The sequence below is a fragment of the Nocardiopsis sp. NPDC055824 genome, assembly GCF_053616335.1.
Genome location: NZ_JBSHDN010000008.1, coordinates 41,559 through 56,505, shown reverse-complemented (window position 1 = coordinate 56,505; position 14,947 = coordinate 41,559). Strand labels below are relative to the sequence as shown.

The 14,947-nt window shown below is 73.7% G+C and carries 13 protein-coding genes; 8 read left to right on the top strand and 5 right to left on the bottom strand.

Annotated features, from left to right (window positions below):
• Positions 1-397: 397 nt before the first annotated feature.
• Positions 398-1,342, top strand: a complete 945-nt coding sequence (locus tag ACWGL3_RS03965; protein ID WP_267945048.1) for an alpha/beta hydrolase — start codon at positions 398-400, stop codon at positions 1,340-1,342.
• Between the two features lie 257 nt (positions 1,343-1,599).
• On the opposite strand, the gene ACWGL3_RS03960 is transcribed toward ACWGL3_RS03965, so the two are convergent.
• Positions 1,600-2,172, bottom strand: a complete 573-nt coding sequence (locus tag ACWGL3_RS03960) for a TetR/AcrR family transcriptional regulator (protein WP_267945049.1) — start codon at positions 2,170-2,172, stop codon at positions 1,600-1,602.
• An 84-nt stretch (positions 2,173-2,256) separates the two neighbouring features.
• On the opposite strand from ACWGL3_RS03960, the gene ACWGL3_RS03955 reads away from it, so the two are divergent.
• On the top strand, positions 2,257-3,207 hold the full coding sequence (locus tag ACWGL3_RS03955; protein ID WP_267945050.1) for an NADP-dependent oxidoreductase: 951 nt from the start codon (positions 2,257-2,259) through the stop codon (positions 3,205-3,207).
• A gap of 208 nt (positions 3,208-3,415) precedes the next feature.
• Here ACWGL3_RS03955 and ACWGL3_RS03950 read toward each other — a convergent pair whose 3' ends face one another.
• Positions 3,416-4,663, bottom strand: coding sequence for an FAD-dependent oxidoreductase (locus ACWGL3_RS03950; RefSeq protein ID WP_452460799.1), 1,248 nt, complete (start codon positions 4,661-4,663; stop codon positions 3,416-3,418).
• Positions 4,664-4,760: 97 nt separating this feature from the next.
• On the opposite strand from ACWGL3_RS03950, the gene ACWGL3_RS03945 reads away from it, so the two are divergent.
• Positions 4,761-5,759, top strand: a complete 999-nt coding sequence (locus ACWGL3_RS03945; RefSeq protein WP_452460798.1) for a helix-turn-helix transcriptional regulator — start codon at positions 4,761-4,763, stop codon at positions 5,757-5,759.
• Positions 5,760-6,081: 322 nt separating this feature from the next.
• Here the strand turns inward: ACWGL3_RS03945 and ACWGL3_RS03940 are convergent, their stop codons facing one another.
• On the bottom strand, positions 6,082-6,339 hold the full coding sequence (locus ACWGL3_RS03940) for a carboxypeptidase-like regulatory domain-containing protein (RefSeq protein ID WP_452460797.1): 258 nt from the start codon (positions 6,337-6,339) through the stop codon (positions 6,082-6,084).
• A 457-nt stretch (positions 6,340-6,796) separates the two neighbouring features.
• Between ACWGL3_RS03940 and ACWGL3_RS03935 the strand changes: the two genes are divergently transcribed.
• Genes ACWGL3_RS03935 through ACWGL3_RS03925 form a run of 3 tightly spaced genes read left to right on the top strand, consistent with a single transcriptional unit; the run spans position 6,797 to position 9,449 of the window.
• Complete coding sequence (locus ACWGL3_RS03935; RefSeq protein ID WP_267945054.1) at positions 6,797-7,633, top strand: CPBP family intramembrane glutamic endopeptidase; 837 nt, start codon at positions 6,797-6,799, stop codon at positions 7,631-7,633.
• Positions 7,630-8,793: a sensor histidine kinase gene (locus ACWGL3_RS03930; protein WP_267945055.1), complete on the top strand. Its 1,164-nt coding sequence runs from the start codon at positions 7,630-7,632 to the stop codon at positions 8,791-8,793. The genes ACWGL3_RS03935 and ACWGL3_RS03930 overlap by 4 nt, the downstream gene beginning before the upstream one ends.
• Complete coding sequence (locus tag ACWGL3_RS03925; protein ID WP_267945056.1) at positions 8,790-9,449, top strand: response regulator; 660 nt, start codon at positions 8,790-8,792, stop codon at positions 9,447-9,449. The genes ACWGL3_RS03930 and ACWGL3_RS03925 overlap by 4 nt, the downstream gene beginning before the upstream one ends.
• 225 nt (positions 9,450-9,674) lie before the next feature.
• Here the strand turns inward: ACWGL3_RS03925 and ACWGL3_RS03920 are convergent, their stop codons facing one another.
• Complete coding sequence (locus ACWGL3_RS03920; RefSeq protein WP_267945057.1) at positions 9,675-10,523, bottom strand: LysR family transcriptional regulator; 849 nt, start codon at positions 10,521-10,523, stop codon at positions 9,675-9,677.
• Positions 10,524-10,675: 152 nt separating this feature from the next.
• Here ACWGL3_RS03920 and ACWGL3_RS03915 point away from each other — a divergent pair, with 152 nt between their 5' ends.
• Positions 10,676-11,413, top strand: coding sequence for an NADPH-dependent F420 reductase (locus ACWGL3_RS03915; RefSeq protein WP_267945058.1), 738 nt, complete (start codon positions 10,676-10,678; stop codon positions 11,411-11,413).
• Positions 11,414-11,597: 184 nt separating this feature from the next.
• A complete protein-coding gene (locus ACWGL3_RS03910) occupies positions 11,598-14,297 on the top strand; it encodes an AAA family ATPase (RefSeq protein WP_267945059.1) in 2,700 nt (899 codons plus the stop codon).
• Positions 14,298-14,331: 34 nt separating this feature from the next.
• On the opposite strand, the gene ACWGL3_RS03905 is transcribed toward ACWGL3_RS03910, so the two are convergent.
• Complete coding sequence (locus ACWGL3_RS03905; RefSeq protein WP_267945060.1) at positions 14,332-14,889, bottom strand: helix-turn-helix domain-containing protein; 558 nt, start codon at positions 14,887-14,889, stop codon at positions 14,332-14,334.
• Positions 14,890-14,947: the final 58 nt, after the last annotated feature.

Sequence of the window (14,947 nt, the reverse complement as noted above, 5' to 3'; positions counted from 1 at the left end):
CCTCCCGACCCTCCTCGGCGGAGGCGGGAGGGAGGAGGCGCCGCGGTGTGGCGGCACGTGCCGACCTGTGTGCACACGGGGCGGCGCGCCCCGCCGGCCCTGACCCGCGAACTCTGTTTCGGCTACCGGGGCGGGCTGGAACACCGGTGTCGAACCGCGGCTCTTCCTGAGCACCTCGAATTCCCAGGACGCCGGCCGGGTCACCGAGACCGCCCTCCACGGCAAGGAAGACCGGCCTACCCTTGAGTGCGCGTCGCTGTTTTCCCGACCCGTTGCCCAGGACGTCTCCGCGCGGAGACGTCCGTGCTCGTCCAGGCGGACCCACACCTGTGGAGGCAGTTCCGTCGGCGCGGGCTCTCCCCCACTGCCCCCCTTGCTACCCGACAGGACCAAGCGCATGAAGAGGGACCCCCGTATCTCCTGGCGGCACGCACTCGCCGCACGGGCGCTCCAACTGACCTACCCCGCGATGAACCGCTTTCTGCTGCTCCCGCCGGAGGTGGAGTTCGCGACCAAGCCGATCGCCGCGCCTGCGACCGTGCGGATCCCGACCCGCCACGGCGATATCGGCGCCCTGGTCTTCAGCCCCACCTCCGAGGACATCGAGTCACAGCTCGCCGACGGTCGCAGCCCTCCGGTGCACATGCTGATCCACGGCGGGGGGTTCATCACCCGCTATCCGCTCGGTGAAGGCAACGTCGCGCGCTATCTCGCCTCCGAACTGGGCTGCTACGTCGTCATGCCCGATTACCGTGCCGCCCCCCAGGTCTGCCATCCGGTGGCCGAGCAGGAGTGCTACGACGCCTACCTCTGGGTCCGCGGCAGCGGCGCGGCCCACTGCTGGGACGGCAACCGGGTCTCCGTCGGCGGGCCCAGCGCCGGCGGGCACCTCTCCCTGGGCGTTGCCCTGACGGCCATCGAGCGCGAAGACCCCTCCCCGGCGGCCCTGTCCGTGGAGTTCGCCCCGGTCGACCTGACGCTGCCGAACGCGCAGCGGACGTCGCCCCGGTCACGGCCCGTCGTCGGAAAGGCGTTGATGGACCTCGTCATGAACACCTACTTCGCCGGAGCGGACACCAGCCTCCCGCTGGTCTCACCCGCACTGCACCCGGCACTCGACCGGCTTCCCCCGACCCTGGTCATCACCGCCGAGCACGACACCCTCAGGGACGAGGCGGACCGGTTCGCGGGCGCCCTCGAACGCGCGGGCGTCGAGGTCGTGCACCGCGTGTTCGAGGGCGTCGACCACGGATTCCTCTACCACCGGCCGGCCGGACCCGCCCGCGCCGCCATCTCCCTGATGGGCGAGCACCTGGGCTCGGCCTTCCGACGTCCCCGCTGATCGAAGGAGCGGACCGGGTCGGGGTCGCGGGACCGGCGCGTGCGGTCAAGCTGTTGCACCCGCACCTGAGGGCAGGTCCCCGCCACGACGCGGGGCCCGGCTCGACACCGGATCCATCAGCCGATCCACTGTCCCCGCACCTCCGGCGACCGCCGCCCGACGACCCTGTCCGCGAGTGCGGCACCACGCGAGGAGGGTGTCCCGGGGTGTGTCCGGCATCGGCCACGACGAGCCGAACACGAGCCCGTGCGGCAGACTCAGCCGACCGTCGGGGCCGGCGGCGCGACCGCCTCACGCAGTTCGTCGGCGGTCTGGGCGACGAGCTCGGAGAGGGTCGCGTCCGGGTCGGCCAGCCAGCGGGACGTTGCGCGCCGGGCGACCGCTATCGCCACGTCGATGATGAAGCGTGCTTTGCCGGGCTCGACGCCGCGGTGTTCGAGCGCCCGCACCAGCGCGTCGGCGATGTCGGCGAGCTTGATCAGATCGCGCTCGGCAAGCGCCGGGCTGGCGGCGATCACCCTGACGCGGCGCAGCAGGAACTCGCGCGGGCGGAAGATCTCGTCGGCGGTCCCCAGAGCGGTCAGCAGCGCCTCGATCGGCGTGAGGCCCGGGTCGGCCGCTTCGACCTGGGCGACGAGATGGGTCTGGAGTTCGTCGCCGGCGAAGAGGACTTCCCGTTTGTCGGGGAAATAGCGGTAGAAGGAGCGCTCGGTCAGGCCGGCGGTGCGCGCGATCTGTGCGACCGAGGTGCGCTCGAAACCTTGCGCCTCGAACAGCTCGAGCGCCGCGCGCTTGAGCCGGCCCTGTGCGTCTGGCTCCCATCTCGGCATGCCCACCAGGATATGACAGCAGAGGCTGTCGTCGTGACACTAAGATCGATGACAACAGATGCTGTCATCACATAGGAGATCGTCATGAAGGCTCTTCAGTTCGACCGGTTCGGATCCCCGGACGTGATCGCGCTCCGCGACGTCCCGCAGCCGGAGCCGGGACCCGGCCAGATCCGGATCGCCGTGCGGGCGTGCGGCCTGGCACCGGCCGACTGGCACCTCGTCGACGGTCTCCTCGCCGACCATCTGCCGCCACTGCCGCGAGGGCTCGGCCTCGAGATCGCGGGCACCGTCGACGCGCTCGGTGAGGGCGTCACCGGCGTCCGGATCGGCGACCGCGTGTTCGGCCCGGCCACCTTCCACGGCCCGACGGCCGGCGCCGCCGAGTACGCGCTGATGCCGGCCTGGGCACGCATCCCCGAAGGCGTCACTGCCGAGCAGGCCGCCGCGCTGCCGATGGCGGCCGAGACGGCGTGGCGCGCGCTCGACGACCTCGGCGTCCAGGCGGGTGAGCTGCTGCTCGTCCACGGCGCGGGCACTACCGTGGGTGAGGCGGCGGTGCGCTTCGCGCTGCACCGGGGTATCCGGGTGATCGCCACCGCCGGGCCGACCCGGGCTGCCGCCCTGGAAGAGATCGGCGCCCAGGTGACCGCCTACGGCGAGGGCATGGCCGAACGCGTCAGCGCACTGACCGGAGGCCCCGTCGACCGCGCCCTGGACACGGCGCCGACCGGCGGTCGGATCGACCGTGCCGACCAGCCCAGCCCGGCCGGCGGCTCACTACCGACCTTGATCGAGCTGACCGGGGATCCCGACCGTGTCCTCACCGTCTCGGACTTCGCCGCCGCGGCCGAGCTGGGCGTCCGGATCACCACCGAGATCCGTTATGACCAGATGGACGAGTTCGCCCGGCTCGCCGGCGAAGGCATCTTGGTCGTACCGGTCGCCCGCACCTACACGCTCGACCAGATCCAGAAAGCGGCCGAACTCAGCCAGTCCCGCCGACCCGGCGGCAAGCTCATACTCGTCCTGTGAGCTGTGAGCGCACCGTCAGCCTGGTAGACGGATCCGGAGGGCGAGTACTGACATCCCTGTGCTCGTCAACACGTGACCAAATCCTGTGGTAATCCTCCTCGACCCCCGTTTTGGTTGCTGCAGCGTCAAGTCCTCGATGGCGTGGGTGGGATGCGGTTCACGGCTGGGAGAGGTGGAGAACGGAGAAGGGGTACGCGCCGGCCGGGGCTCAGCGGCGGTGGAGCAGCCGGGTGGCGGCGGCCAGGAGCGGGGTGGTGAGGGTGGTGGCGGCCGCGCCGAGCACGGTGTCGGTGGCCAGGATCCAGCGGACGGTCATCATCCCCCGGGTGATGACCTCGCTGCCCCGCAGGCGCATGGCCGCCTCGAACCGGTCGACGGCCGCGGTGAGCGCGGCGGGGTCGGCTCCGGCCCCGCCAAGGTTCTCGACCAGGTCGGCCGCGTCGCGGACGGCGGCGCCGGCCCCCATTCCGGCGGTCGGCGGGGTGGCGTGGACCGCGTCCCCCAGCGCCGTGATCCGGCCGGCGGGCCACGGTGCGAGCTCCCGTGCCCGTGGTGACGCGGCGTTGAAGCGGAACGCGGCCACGGTGTGGGGGTCGGCCCGGTCGAGGACCTCGAGCACGTGCTCGCTCCAGCCCAGCTCGGCGAACCGGGCGATCAGCGCCGCCCGCAGTCCTTCGCCGTGCAGGCCGCGCAGGGCGTCGGTGGCGGAGGACTCGGGGAGCATGGCCCCCCAGATGTAGGTGGGGCCCGTGGTGAGCGCCATGCACAGTTCGGGCCTGTCCAAGGCGGCGTTGCCGACGGGGTCGAGGTAGCCCACGTAGAGTGCGGCGCCGTGGCCGCCGAGCGCCAGGCCCGATCGCGGTCCCAGCCGTTCCCGCTCGCTCCGGCTCAGCGAGGGCAGCGGTGTCCGGCCGGAGAAGCCGATGATGCCCGCCGGGGTGTTCGTGGGACCGCCGGCCAGGTGCCGGGCCACCAGGGAGTGGGTGCCGTCCGCTCCGACCAGCAGGTCGCCGGTGGCGGGTGCGGCGTCGGCGAACTCCACGCGCGGCGTCCCGTGGTCGTCGTGGCCGACCCCGGTCGCCGTCCGGCCCAGGTGCAGGTCGTCGCCGACCGCTTCGGCGAGCAGTGTGCGCAGGGTGATGCGGTCGATGTCCACACTCGGGTCGGCGCCGAGGTCCGGGCCGTGTCCCAGCAGTCGGCCGCGCCGGTCCCAGAACGCGTCGCGGTCGCGCAGCCGCAGCGCGGAGGACGACGCCAGCAGCCGCTCGAAGACCTCCGGCGGGAGCAGCTCCCGCAGCGCCGTCTGGGCCCGCTGGTCGAGTGTGATGTGGTATCCGCCCGTGGCCGCGACGTCGGTGTCGCGGTCGAACACCGCCACCTCGATCCCGCGGCGGCGCAGCCCGGCCCCCAACGCGAGTCCACCGATTCCGCCACCGACAACGACGACACGCACCATGTTCCCGCTCCTTCTCCGTTCCGGGATCGTCCCGGTCATGCAGGAGGATGGGGCATGTAGTGGCCACCGAATGTCCACCACTGCCCATAATGGGGTGGTGGCGGATACTTCACGGCGGGCGCTGCGGCTGCTCTCCCTGCTCATGGCTCGGCGCCAGTGGCCGCTGGGCGAGCTCGCGTCCCGGCTCGGCGTCAGCGAACGCACGGCACGGCGAGACATCGAGACCCTGCGCGGGCTCGACTACCCGATCACCACCGTCCGCGGGCCCGACGGGGGGTACCGGCTCGGCTCCGGGCACACCCTCCCCCCGCTGCTGTTCGACGACGATCAGGCGCTCGCGGTCTCGGTGGCCCTGCAGACCGCCCCGAGCACGGTGTTCGGCCTGGCCGAGGACGCGGCCAGGGCGCTGGACACGCTCACCCAGGTGATGCCGGCCCGCGTGCGGGCGTCCATGGAGGCCTTGCACCTGACCAGGTTGCAGAACTACTGGGAGTTCCCCACTCCGCCCGTCGCCCCGGACGCGCTCACCGCGGTCGGCGGGGCGGTACGCCACCGGCACGTGCTCACCGTCCAGACCCTGCGCGCCGACGGGACACGGGCCCTGCCCGGGGACGGGGACTTCGTACCCGCCCGGCGCGTGGAGCCGCATCACCTGGTGGTGTGGGCCGCACGCTGGTACCTGGTCGCCTACGACCTCGCGGAGGAGGCCTGGCGCATCCACCGTGTGGACCGGCTGGTCCCCCGCCCGACGACGCAGCCCTTCACCGACCGCGCCCTCCCCGGGGGCGACGTCGCCCGGTTCGTCATGACCAGCCACGACCGGGGCGACGTCCCCACCGCCTGGCCGTGCATGGGAACCGCGCGCCTCGACCTGCCCGCCCACGTCGTCGCCCGCTGGGCGCCCGGCGGGTCGGTCATCGAGCACCTGGACGCCGACCACTGCCGGCTCACGCTCGGAGCGTGGTCGTGGGCGGGCGTCGCCGGGATCCTCTCCACCTTCGACACCGGGATCACCGAGGTGACCCCTGAGGAGCTGGTCGGCGCCTGCCACCGCCTCGCCGAACGGTGGTCCGCCGCCACGGGGCCGACCGCGTAGAGGCGGGCCGGGGCGGCGTCTGTCGGTCCCGGCCTGGAGAAACGGGGCCACCACGCACCACCCGACGCGAGGCCCTCTGTGACGCGACCCTCTCTGCCCCTCCGCCGGACCGGCGACGGCCCGCGTGTGCCCGGCACGCTGCTGGTCCGTACCGATCGCGCTGGGATCATGGTGGTCAACCTGGAGCTCGCCAACATGGACATCAGTTCCTTCATGGACCACGAGACCTGCAAGGCCCTCCCCTGGCGTTCGTCTCGTGTGGGCTCTTGCTCCGCCGGTCTAATACCTGTGCCGGGGCCATCGTCCAGGTGGTGAATTGCCGTCAGGGGAAGTGCAGGTCGACGACGGCGTCGTCTGCCCCGAGAACCACTGTTTCCACCTCGGTCCCCGTTCCGTCCTTCGTCCCGTGGACGTCCCAGCTGCCCCGGTGCAGGACGAGTCGGTAGCTTCCGTCGTCGACGGTGCGTGAACCCCTCTCGTGCGAGAACACGGGCGGGTCCTCGTTCGACGACCATTGGATGTTCACACCTTCGACCGGCTGACCCGAGGAGTCGTACACCGTGCCTGTGATGGCCGTCATCCCGGTTTCCCCAGGACTTCGACCGGGGTCGTCATTGCTGACCATTGTCCAGGGAAGAGCGCACGAAGAGGCCAGGAGAACCGTGGATACAACGCCTGATCCCCGCAGGCGGATACTGGCCATCCACGCCACCCTCTTTCTCGAAAGAAGCCGGGTCCGGACCACGGAAGCAAACCGGCTCCGGTTACGGCACCGGCCCGTGTTATGGCTTCCGCCATCGGGCAGGTCTGCTGCCACGGGCCCGAGGCGGTACCGCTCCGGAGCGGTCCGGGCAGCCCGGTTCATCATCCCCTGCCCGCGTTCCCGACGGCCGGGCCGGGGTACTCCGCCGGCCCGTGTCCCCCGGAAGAGCTACACGCAGGTGTCCACCCCATGGTGACGACTTCGCCCCGCCCCGGTCAGTAGCGTTCTCACCAGTCGCGGCTCCCCTGCCGCACCGATGTCATGAAAGACCCCCATGAGACTTCTCTGGCAGCTCCTGGCCGTCGCCGCGGTCGCCTTCCTCGGCGGACAGGCAGCCTTCGCGGTCCAGGACAACCCCTGGCTCACCCTGGCCCTGGGCCTCCTCACCGTCGTGATCTCGGTGTTCGTCTACCGGTGGGTGGTGCGCCGCACCGAGAAGCGCGAGGTGACCGAGCTGGCCTGGAAGGGCGCCACCGCCGCCACCAGCTGGGGCACCCTCCTCGGGGTCGGCCTGTTCGCCCTGGTCATCGCCAACATCACGTTCCTCGGCGGCTACCAGGTCCACGGTCTGGGCTCCCCGATGAGCGCCCTGGGCCTGGTCGGCTTCATGGGCGCCGCCGCGGTGACCGAGGAGCTGATGTGGCGCGGTGTGCTGTTCCGCATCATCGAGGAGCGCGCCGGCACCTGGATCTCCCTCGGACTGACCGGCCTGGCCTTCGGCCTCGTGCACATGGCCAACCCGCACGCCACCCTGTGGGGCGCCATCGCCATCGCCATCGAGGCCGGCGGCATGCTCACCGCCGCCTACATCGCCACCCGCAGCCTGTGGCTGCCCATCGGCCTGCACTTCGGCTGGAACATCGCCGGGTCCGCCCTCTTCGGCACCGAGGTCTCGGGCAACGGCACACCCCCGGGGCTGCTGGACGCCACCATGTCCGGCCACACCCTGATCACCGGCGGCGGGTTCGGCCCCGAGGGCAGCATCTACTCCGTGGTGTTCTGCGTCATCGCCACCGTGGTGTTCATGTGGATCGCCCGCCGCCGCGGCCGGATCGTCCCCGTCCGCCGGCGTGACGCGCGGCCCGCCACCACCGCCGCACCTCCCCGGTGACCTCGCTCCAGCGGCTCTCCCACCTGTGGCGGCGGCTCGACGTCTCCCTCCAGGACCTGCCCCTGGCCCTGCTGATCCTCTCCGTCTCCCTCGTCCCGTCGACGCACGGCTACGGGACCGATTTCGGCGGCGTGGCGGACCGCCCCTTCGACGCCCTGGGACTGCTCGCGGCAGCCCTGCAGTGCCTGCCCCTGGCCGTGCGGCGCCGGTGGCCGGCCCTGTCCCTGGCCGTGGTGGCCTGCGGCTTCGCCCTCGACCAGCTGAGCGGCTACCACCTGGTCGCGGGCACCGCGTTGCCCATCGCAGTGTTGAGCGCCGGCGCCCACCTCCACCGGCACCGGCCCACCGCCGTGGTGGTGGGCTCGGCCGCCTACGTGGTGCTGGCGGTCGCGGTGGCCCAGGTCGGCGCGGGTGAGTCCTTTCCCTCCTACCTGGTCTTCTACGCGACGCTGGCCTTCTCCTGGGGGACCGGGGCGTGGCTGCGGTCCACCAGGGCCGCCGAGGCCGAACGCCGCCGCTTCGTCGCCGAGGCCACCCGCACCGCCGAACGCACCCGCATCGCCCGCGAGCTTCACGACGTCGTGACCCACCACGTGACCGCGATGGTCGTGCAGGCCGAGGCGGCCCGCTACCTGACGGCCGCGCCCGAGCGGCTGGACGAGACCCTGACCGCGGTCACCGACACCGGTCGGCGGGCCATCACCGACATGCGCCACCTGCTCGACGTCCTCGACCCCGACCACTCCGCCCCTGTCCCCGGGTCCGACGAAGGGCTGCTGTCCGTGGTGGAGCGCACCCGCAGGGCCGGGCAGCCGGTGGAGTTCACCGAGGAGGGCGCCCCGGCCGCCTCGCGCGGCAGCGCCGACCTCGTCGCGCACCGTGTCGTGCAGGAGTCCCTGACCAACGCCCTCAAGTACGCGCACGGCAGCCCCACCACCGTCCGCGTGCGCCACCGCCCCGAGGAGATCACCGTGAACGTCACCACCGACCGCTCCGGGGCTTCCGGCGTCCCGCCCGGGGGCGGCGGGCGCGGCCTGGTCGGCCTGCGCGAACGCGTCGAGGTCCTGGGCGGCGAGTTCACCGCGGGGCCGCGCGAGGACGGGGGGTTCACCGTGGACGCGCGCATCCCCGCCCGCGCCCCGGCGGGCGGCCGGGCATGAGCGTGCCGATCCGGGTCCTGGTCTGCGACGACCAGGTGCTGATCCGCACCGGGCTGGTCACCATCATCGACGCCCAGCCCGACCTGGAGACCGTCGGCGAGTGCGGGGACGGCAGGGCCGCGGTCGAACTCGCCGAACGGCTGCGCCCCGACGTCGTGGTGATGGACGTGCGCATGCCCGTGCTCGACGGCATCGGGGCCACGCGGCGCCTGGCCGGAGCAGGGGTGGAACACCCCGTCAAGGTCCTCGTGGTCACGACGTTCAACCTCGACGAGTACGTCTACGAGGCGCTGCGCGCGGGCGCCAGCGGGTTCCTGCTCAAGGACGCGCCCCCGGCCCAGCTGCTGCACGGGATCCGGACCGTGGCCACCGGGGCGGCGCTGCTGGACCCCGACGTCACCCGCCGGCTGGTCGGCAGGTTCGCCACCCGGATCCGGCCCTCCCGGGCCGAGCCGGCCGATGTGCCGCTGACCCCGCGCGAGCTGGAGGTCCTGCGCCTGATCGCCGACGGGCTGTCCAACGGTGAGATCGCCGCGGCCCTGTTCATCAGCCAGGAGACGGTGAAGACGTTCGTCTCGCGGATCCTGGCCAAGCTCGGCCTGCGCGACCGGGTCCAGGCGGTGGTCTACGCCTACCGGCACGGGCTGGTCACCTGAGCCGGCGTCGGGCTCCGGCGCACGGGCAGGGCGGGTGCGGGCGGAGGTTCCCGGCCCCCGGCAGGCCCGGGCCGGGGCCGCCCCGGCCCGGCCGGCTTCTTCCCGGGCGGCGGAGATCCGCGACCGGCGGCCGGTCCGGGCGGGCGAGCTCAGCGTGTCGCCGCCGGCTCGGGGCGGGACGCGGCCGCGCCTTTCCGACACGACCTGCCCACCCTGGGCGGGGGTTCAATCCGCGAACGCGGCCACGTACGACGCCACGCACGGCTCCGGGGTGGCCGGTGAGGTGACGACGTGGCCGTCGACGGTCACCGGCGGGTCGAGCGGCACCTGGAGCAGCCGCTCGGAGCGGGCCCCGTCGAACTGCTCGGCCGGCATCAGCGTCCAGCCCCCGGGGTCCCGGCCCACCTCGAACAGCACGTTGAGCACGTCCCCGGCAGGCGGCCGCAGCGGGGCCACGGGCAGGGCGGCGAGGATCGCGTCGTGCATCGGCGGGTCACCGGCGCGGGCGGGAACCCGCAGGCCGTGCGGATCGAGGTCGTGCAGGCTGACCGCGGGCTTGCGGGCGGCGGGGTGCTCACGCGCGAGCACTGCGTGCAGCGGCTCGGACCAGGCGCGCACGACCGTCATCGCCGCGGAGGTGAACGCTCCCCGCACCAGTGCGAGGTCCAGCTCGCCGTCGCGGACGGCGTCGAGTCGCGCGGCCACCGGCAGGTCGACCAGTTTCGGCTCGGCGGGGCGTTCGCCCTCGCCGAGTCGGCCCAGCGCCCGGTCGAGCCGCCGGGTGACGCAGGACGCGACCCCGATCCGCAGGACGGCCGCCGGTTCTGCGGCGACCACCCGCACGCGGGCCGCCGCGGCGAGGGTCCTACGGGCCTCGGCGAGCACCCGTTCGCCCGCCGGGGTGAGCCGTACCCGGCGTGAGGTGCGGTCGAGCAGGCCCGCTCCGAGCTCGCGTTCGAGCCGGGCGACCTGCTGGCTCACCGCCGGCTGCACGATGCCCAGCCGTTGCGCCGCACGCCCGAAGTGCAGCTCCTCGGCGACGGTCACGAAGTACTGCAGCGCCCTCAGTTCCATCTGCCTGATCTATCACACGATGTGATCGCTGCCGGGCGTTTGTGGTCATTGTTCGCGTAGCCCGCTCCCGCTGTGATGGGTACGAGCCCGCCGGAGCGGTCCTCCTGTCCGCTGGAGGCCGCGACGCGCGGGAGACGCGAACGGAGAACAGAGTGAGCACCACAACCCTCGGCGTCATCGGCACCGGCATGGTCGGCCTCGGGGCCGCCCGCCGCGCCGTCGACGCCGGCCTGAACGTCGTCCTGAGCAACTCACGCGGCCCCGAGACGCTGGCCGGTACCGTCGCGGAGCTCGGCCGGCGGGCCCGCGCGGCCGCCCCGGCCGAAGCGGCGAGCGCCGGTGACCTGGTCATCGCCTCCGTGCCGCTGGCCGCCCACGAGCGGCTGCCCCGGGCGGAGCTCGCCGGCAAGACCGTGATCGACCCGATGAACTACGCGCCGCATCCCGGCTTCGCAGTGCCGGAACTCGACAGCGACGAGCTGACCTCCAGCGAACTGGTGCAGCGCCACCTCGCGGATGCCCGGGTGGTGAAGGCGTTGCACAACATCGGCCCCAAGCAGTTGTTGGAGCTGTTCCGCCCGGCCGGGGCCCCCGACCGCACCGCGGTGCCGCTTTCCGGCGACGCCCCGGACGCCAAGGAGGAGGTGGCCGACCTGCTGGACGTCCTGGGCTTCGACGCGGTGGACCTCGGCACACTGGCCGACAGCTGGCGCAGCGAACCCAACACCCCGTTGTACGCCCTCCCGTACGTGGGACGACCGCCGTCCGGCCTCACTCCCGGGGAATTCGTGGCCTGGGTCCAGCAGGCGCCCGGTGTGCCCGTGTCCGCCGCCCGGATCGAGGAGCTCGCCGACACAGTGCGGGGGCCCGCGGGTTTCCGGATGTCCTAGCGGGTGATCCGCCCCGGCGACGCGGCCGGGCGTCCGCCCGCCCTCTCCGCGGCTCCCCTGCGGGCGCTACGGCAGGGGGCGGGCCCGGCTGCCGCAGCGTCCCGGCCGCCGCGCGCCGCGCCCGCCGGGAGAGCGACGTTCCGACCGACTCGGCCGGATTCGCACCCTTGGTAACGTACGTGCCATGCGAACGCCAGCTCCCCCTCGCGGCCCCCTCGTCGGCCGGCGGCACGAGAGCGACCGCATCGAGGAGCTGACCGGGTCCGCACGGGCGGGCCGGGGCGGAGCACTGGTCCTGCGCGGCGAGGCGGGCATCGGCAAGAGCGCCCTGCTGGACCACGCCCGCGACGCCGCCTCCGGGTTCCGGGTCGTCCACGTGTCCGGGTCCCAGTACGAGGCGGAACTGCCGTTCGCCGCCCTGCACCAGCTGTGCCTGCCGGTGCTGGGACACCTCGACCAGCTGCCCGCCCAGCACCGCGAGCCCCTCCTGGCCGCGTTCGGGACGGCGACGGGAACCCCGGACGTGTTCCGTGTCGGACTGGCGGCCCTGGGGCTGCTGGCGGCCGCGGCGCGGGAGCGCCCGCTGCTGTGCCTGGTCGAGGACGCCCAGTGGCTGGACTCGGCCTCGACCAGGGTCCTGGCCTTCCTCGCGCGCCGGGTCGCCGCCGAGCCGGTCGCCCTGGTGTTCGGGGTGCGGCTGCCCTGCCCGGCCGGGGAGCTGGACGACCTGCCGGGCCTGACCGTCGAGGGGCTGGCCGACGCCGACGCGCGGACGCTGCTCGCGTCGCTGAGCCACGAGGTGCTGGACGAGCAGGTCCGGGAGCGGATCGTGGCCGAGGCGCGCGGGAACCCCCTGGCACTGCTCGCCCTGCCCAGGGCCGGCGGTTTCGCGCCGCCGGACGCGTCCTCGGTGACGACCCGTGTCGAGCTGGGCTTCCGGGAGGCGCTGGCCGGCCTGTCCGCCGGGGCGCGGCGGCTGCTGACGGTCGCGAGCGCCGACCCGACGGGCGACCCCGGGCTGCTGTGGCCGGCCGCGCAGCGGCTGGGCATCGACCTGCCGACCGCCGGCGCCGCCGCCTCCGCCACCGGGCTCGTGGAGTTCGGCACCCGCATCCGCTTCTACCACCCGCTGGCCCGGACGGCGGTCTACCGGTCGGCGGAGGCGGACGAGCGCCGGCTGGCCCACCGCACGCTCGCCGAGGTCACCGACCCGGTCGTCGACCCGGACCGGCGCGCCTGGCACCGCGCCCAGGCGAGCGCGGGACCCGACGACGGCGTCGCCGACGAGCTGGAGCGCTCGGCGTCGCGCGCCGAGGCCCGTGGCGGGGCCGTGGCCGCCGCGGCGTTCCTCGAACGTGCGGCGGAGCTGACGCTGGACGCCGACCGGCGGGTCGGACGGACCCTCGCGGCGGCGCGGGCCGCGCTCTCCACAGGCGACGCCGACCGGGCCGCGCGACTGCTCACGGCCGTGGACGGCTCGGGCCCGGACGAGCTCCGGAACGCCGAGGCCGACCTGCTGCGGGGGCAGATCGCCTTCGTGCGCCCGGGCGACGGCGACGGCCCGGTGTTCATGCTGCGCGCCGCGCGCCGGCTCGCGCCCCTGGACCCCGCCCGGTCCCGTGAGAGCTACCTGGAGGCGCTGGAGATGGGCCTGCTCGTCGGCCGGGCGAGCGGTGTGATGGACACGGTTCTGGCCGCGGCGCAGGACTCCGCGCCGCCCCCGCACGGGCCCGACGCCCTGGACGCGCTGACCGTGCTGGCCGCCCAGGGGCACCGCGCGGCGGTCCCCCTCGTCCGCGAGGCCCTCGACGGAGCCGGCGGGGCGCTGTGGACCCGGCACCCGGCGCTCGCGGTCACGCTGGCGGCCGAGCTGTGGGACCCGCACACCCACGCGACGATCATCGAGTGGCTGATGAAGAACGGCCGCGAGTCGGGGTCGCCGCTCGTGCTGCGCCTCGGTCTGGCGCAGGCGGCCTCCGGCGCCGCGCTGGCGGGCGACCTGGACCGGGCGATGGCCGCGATCGCCGAGGAGGAGGCGATCGCCGACGCGACCGGCGCCCCCTCGATCACCTACCACCGGTTGCAGCTGGCGGCGATGCGCGGCCGCCGCGAGGAGGCGTTCGCTCTGTTCGGGACCGCCACGGCAGCGGCGGCGACGCAGGGCGTGGGGCAGCTGGTCGCCAACGTCCACTGGGCCGGGGCGGTGCTGCACAACGGCCTGGCCGACTACCGGGCCGCGCTGGCCGAGGCCCGGCGGGCCGTCGCCCACGGGGACCTCTTCATCGCCGGGTTCTCCCTGCCCGAGCTGGTGGAGGCCGCCGTGCGGTGCGGCGAGCGCGAAGCGGCGGCCGAGGCGCTGGCGTCGCTGACCGAACGGACCCGGGCGAGCGGGACGGCGACGGGCCTGGGCGTGGCGGCCTACGTCCGGGGACTGGTGAGCGGCGCCGAGGACGACTACCGGGAGGCCGTCGAACTCCTCGCGGACAGTCCGCTGCTCCCCTACCGGGCCAGGGCCCACCTCCTGTACGGGGAGTGGCTGCGGCGCGAGGGGCGCCGCCGGGACTGCCGTCCGCACCTGCGCACGGCGCACGCGCTGCTCTCCGGCGCGGGGCTGGAGGCGTTCGCCCGGCGGGCCGCCGACGAGCTGCGGGCCACGGGAGAGACGGCCCGCAGCCGCTCCGGGCACACCCGCGACCGGCTCACGATGCAGGAGCTCCACATCGCCCGCCTGGTCGCCACCGGCGCGACGTCCAACGAGGTGGCGGCCCGGCTGTTCATCAGCCCGCGCACCGTCGACGCCCATCTGCGCAACATCTTCCGCAAGCTGGGGCTCACCTCCCGCCGACAGCTCAAGGACCTGCCCGACCTGTCCCCGTCCGCGTAGGGCCGGTTCCTCCGCGCGGGGCGGAGAAGGCGTCTCACAGGCGGGGCATCGTCACCACCCCGAGGAAGACGGCGACGTCGGTGCCCGCCTCGAACGTGTGGTCCGCGGTGTTCCCGATCCGCGCCGATCCCCCTGCGTCGACGCGCAGGTCCGACGAGCCGGACCGGACGAGGAGCTGGCCCTGGAGGACGTGGGCCATGGTCTCGGGTGCGCCCGCGGCGGGAGAGACGTGGTAGCGGTCGCCCCCGACCAGATGCCACTTCCACATCTCGACGAACACCTGGCTCGTCTGGACCGCCTGCAGGAGGCTCGCCCAACTCCCGTTCGGCGTCGACCACACCTCGACCCCCTCGGGCGGGCCCTCCCCCAGCACGCCGGCGAGCGCCGGGAACGTCGTGCCCAGCGCGGAGGCGATCCTGTCGACCGTCGCGATGCTCGGGTTGGCCTGGCCCAGTTCGATCTGCGTGAGCATCCGCCGGCTCACACCGCTGAGTTCGGCGAGCTTCACCACGCTCAGGTCCTTGCCCTGCCGTACCGCACGGATGCGGTTGCCCAGGAGGACGACCACCTCGGGTCGGATCTGCTCGGTCATGCGCTCCTCAGCCGGTGTCTCGGGACGGATCCAAGGTGAGCACTATAATGCTCACGCG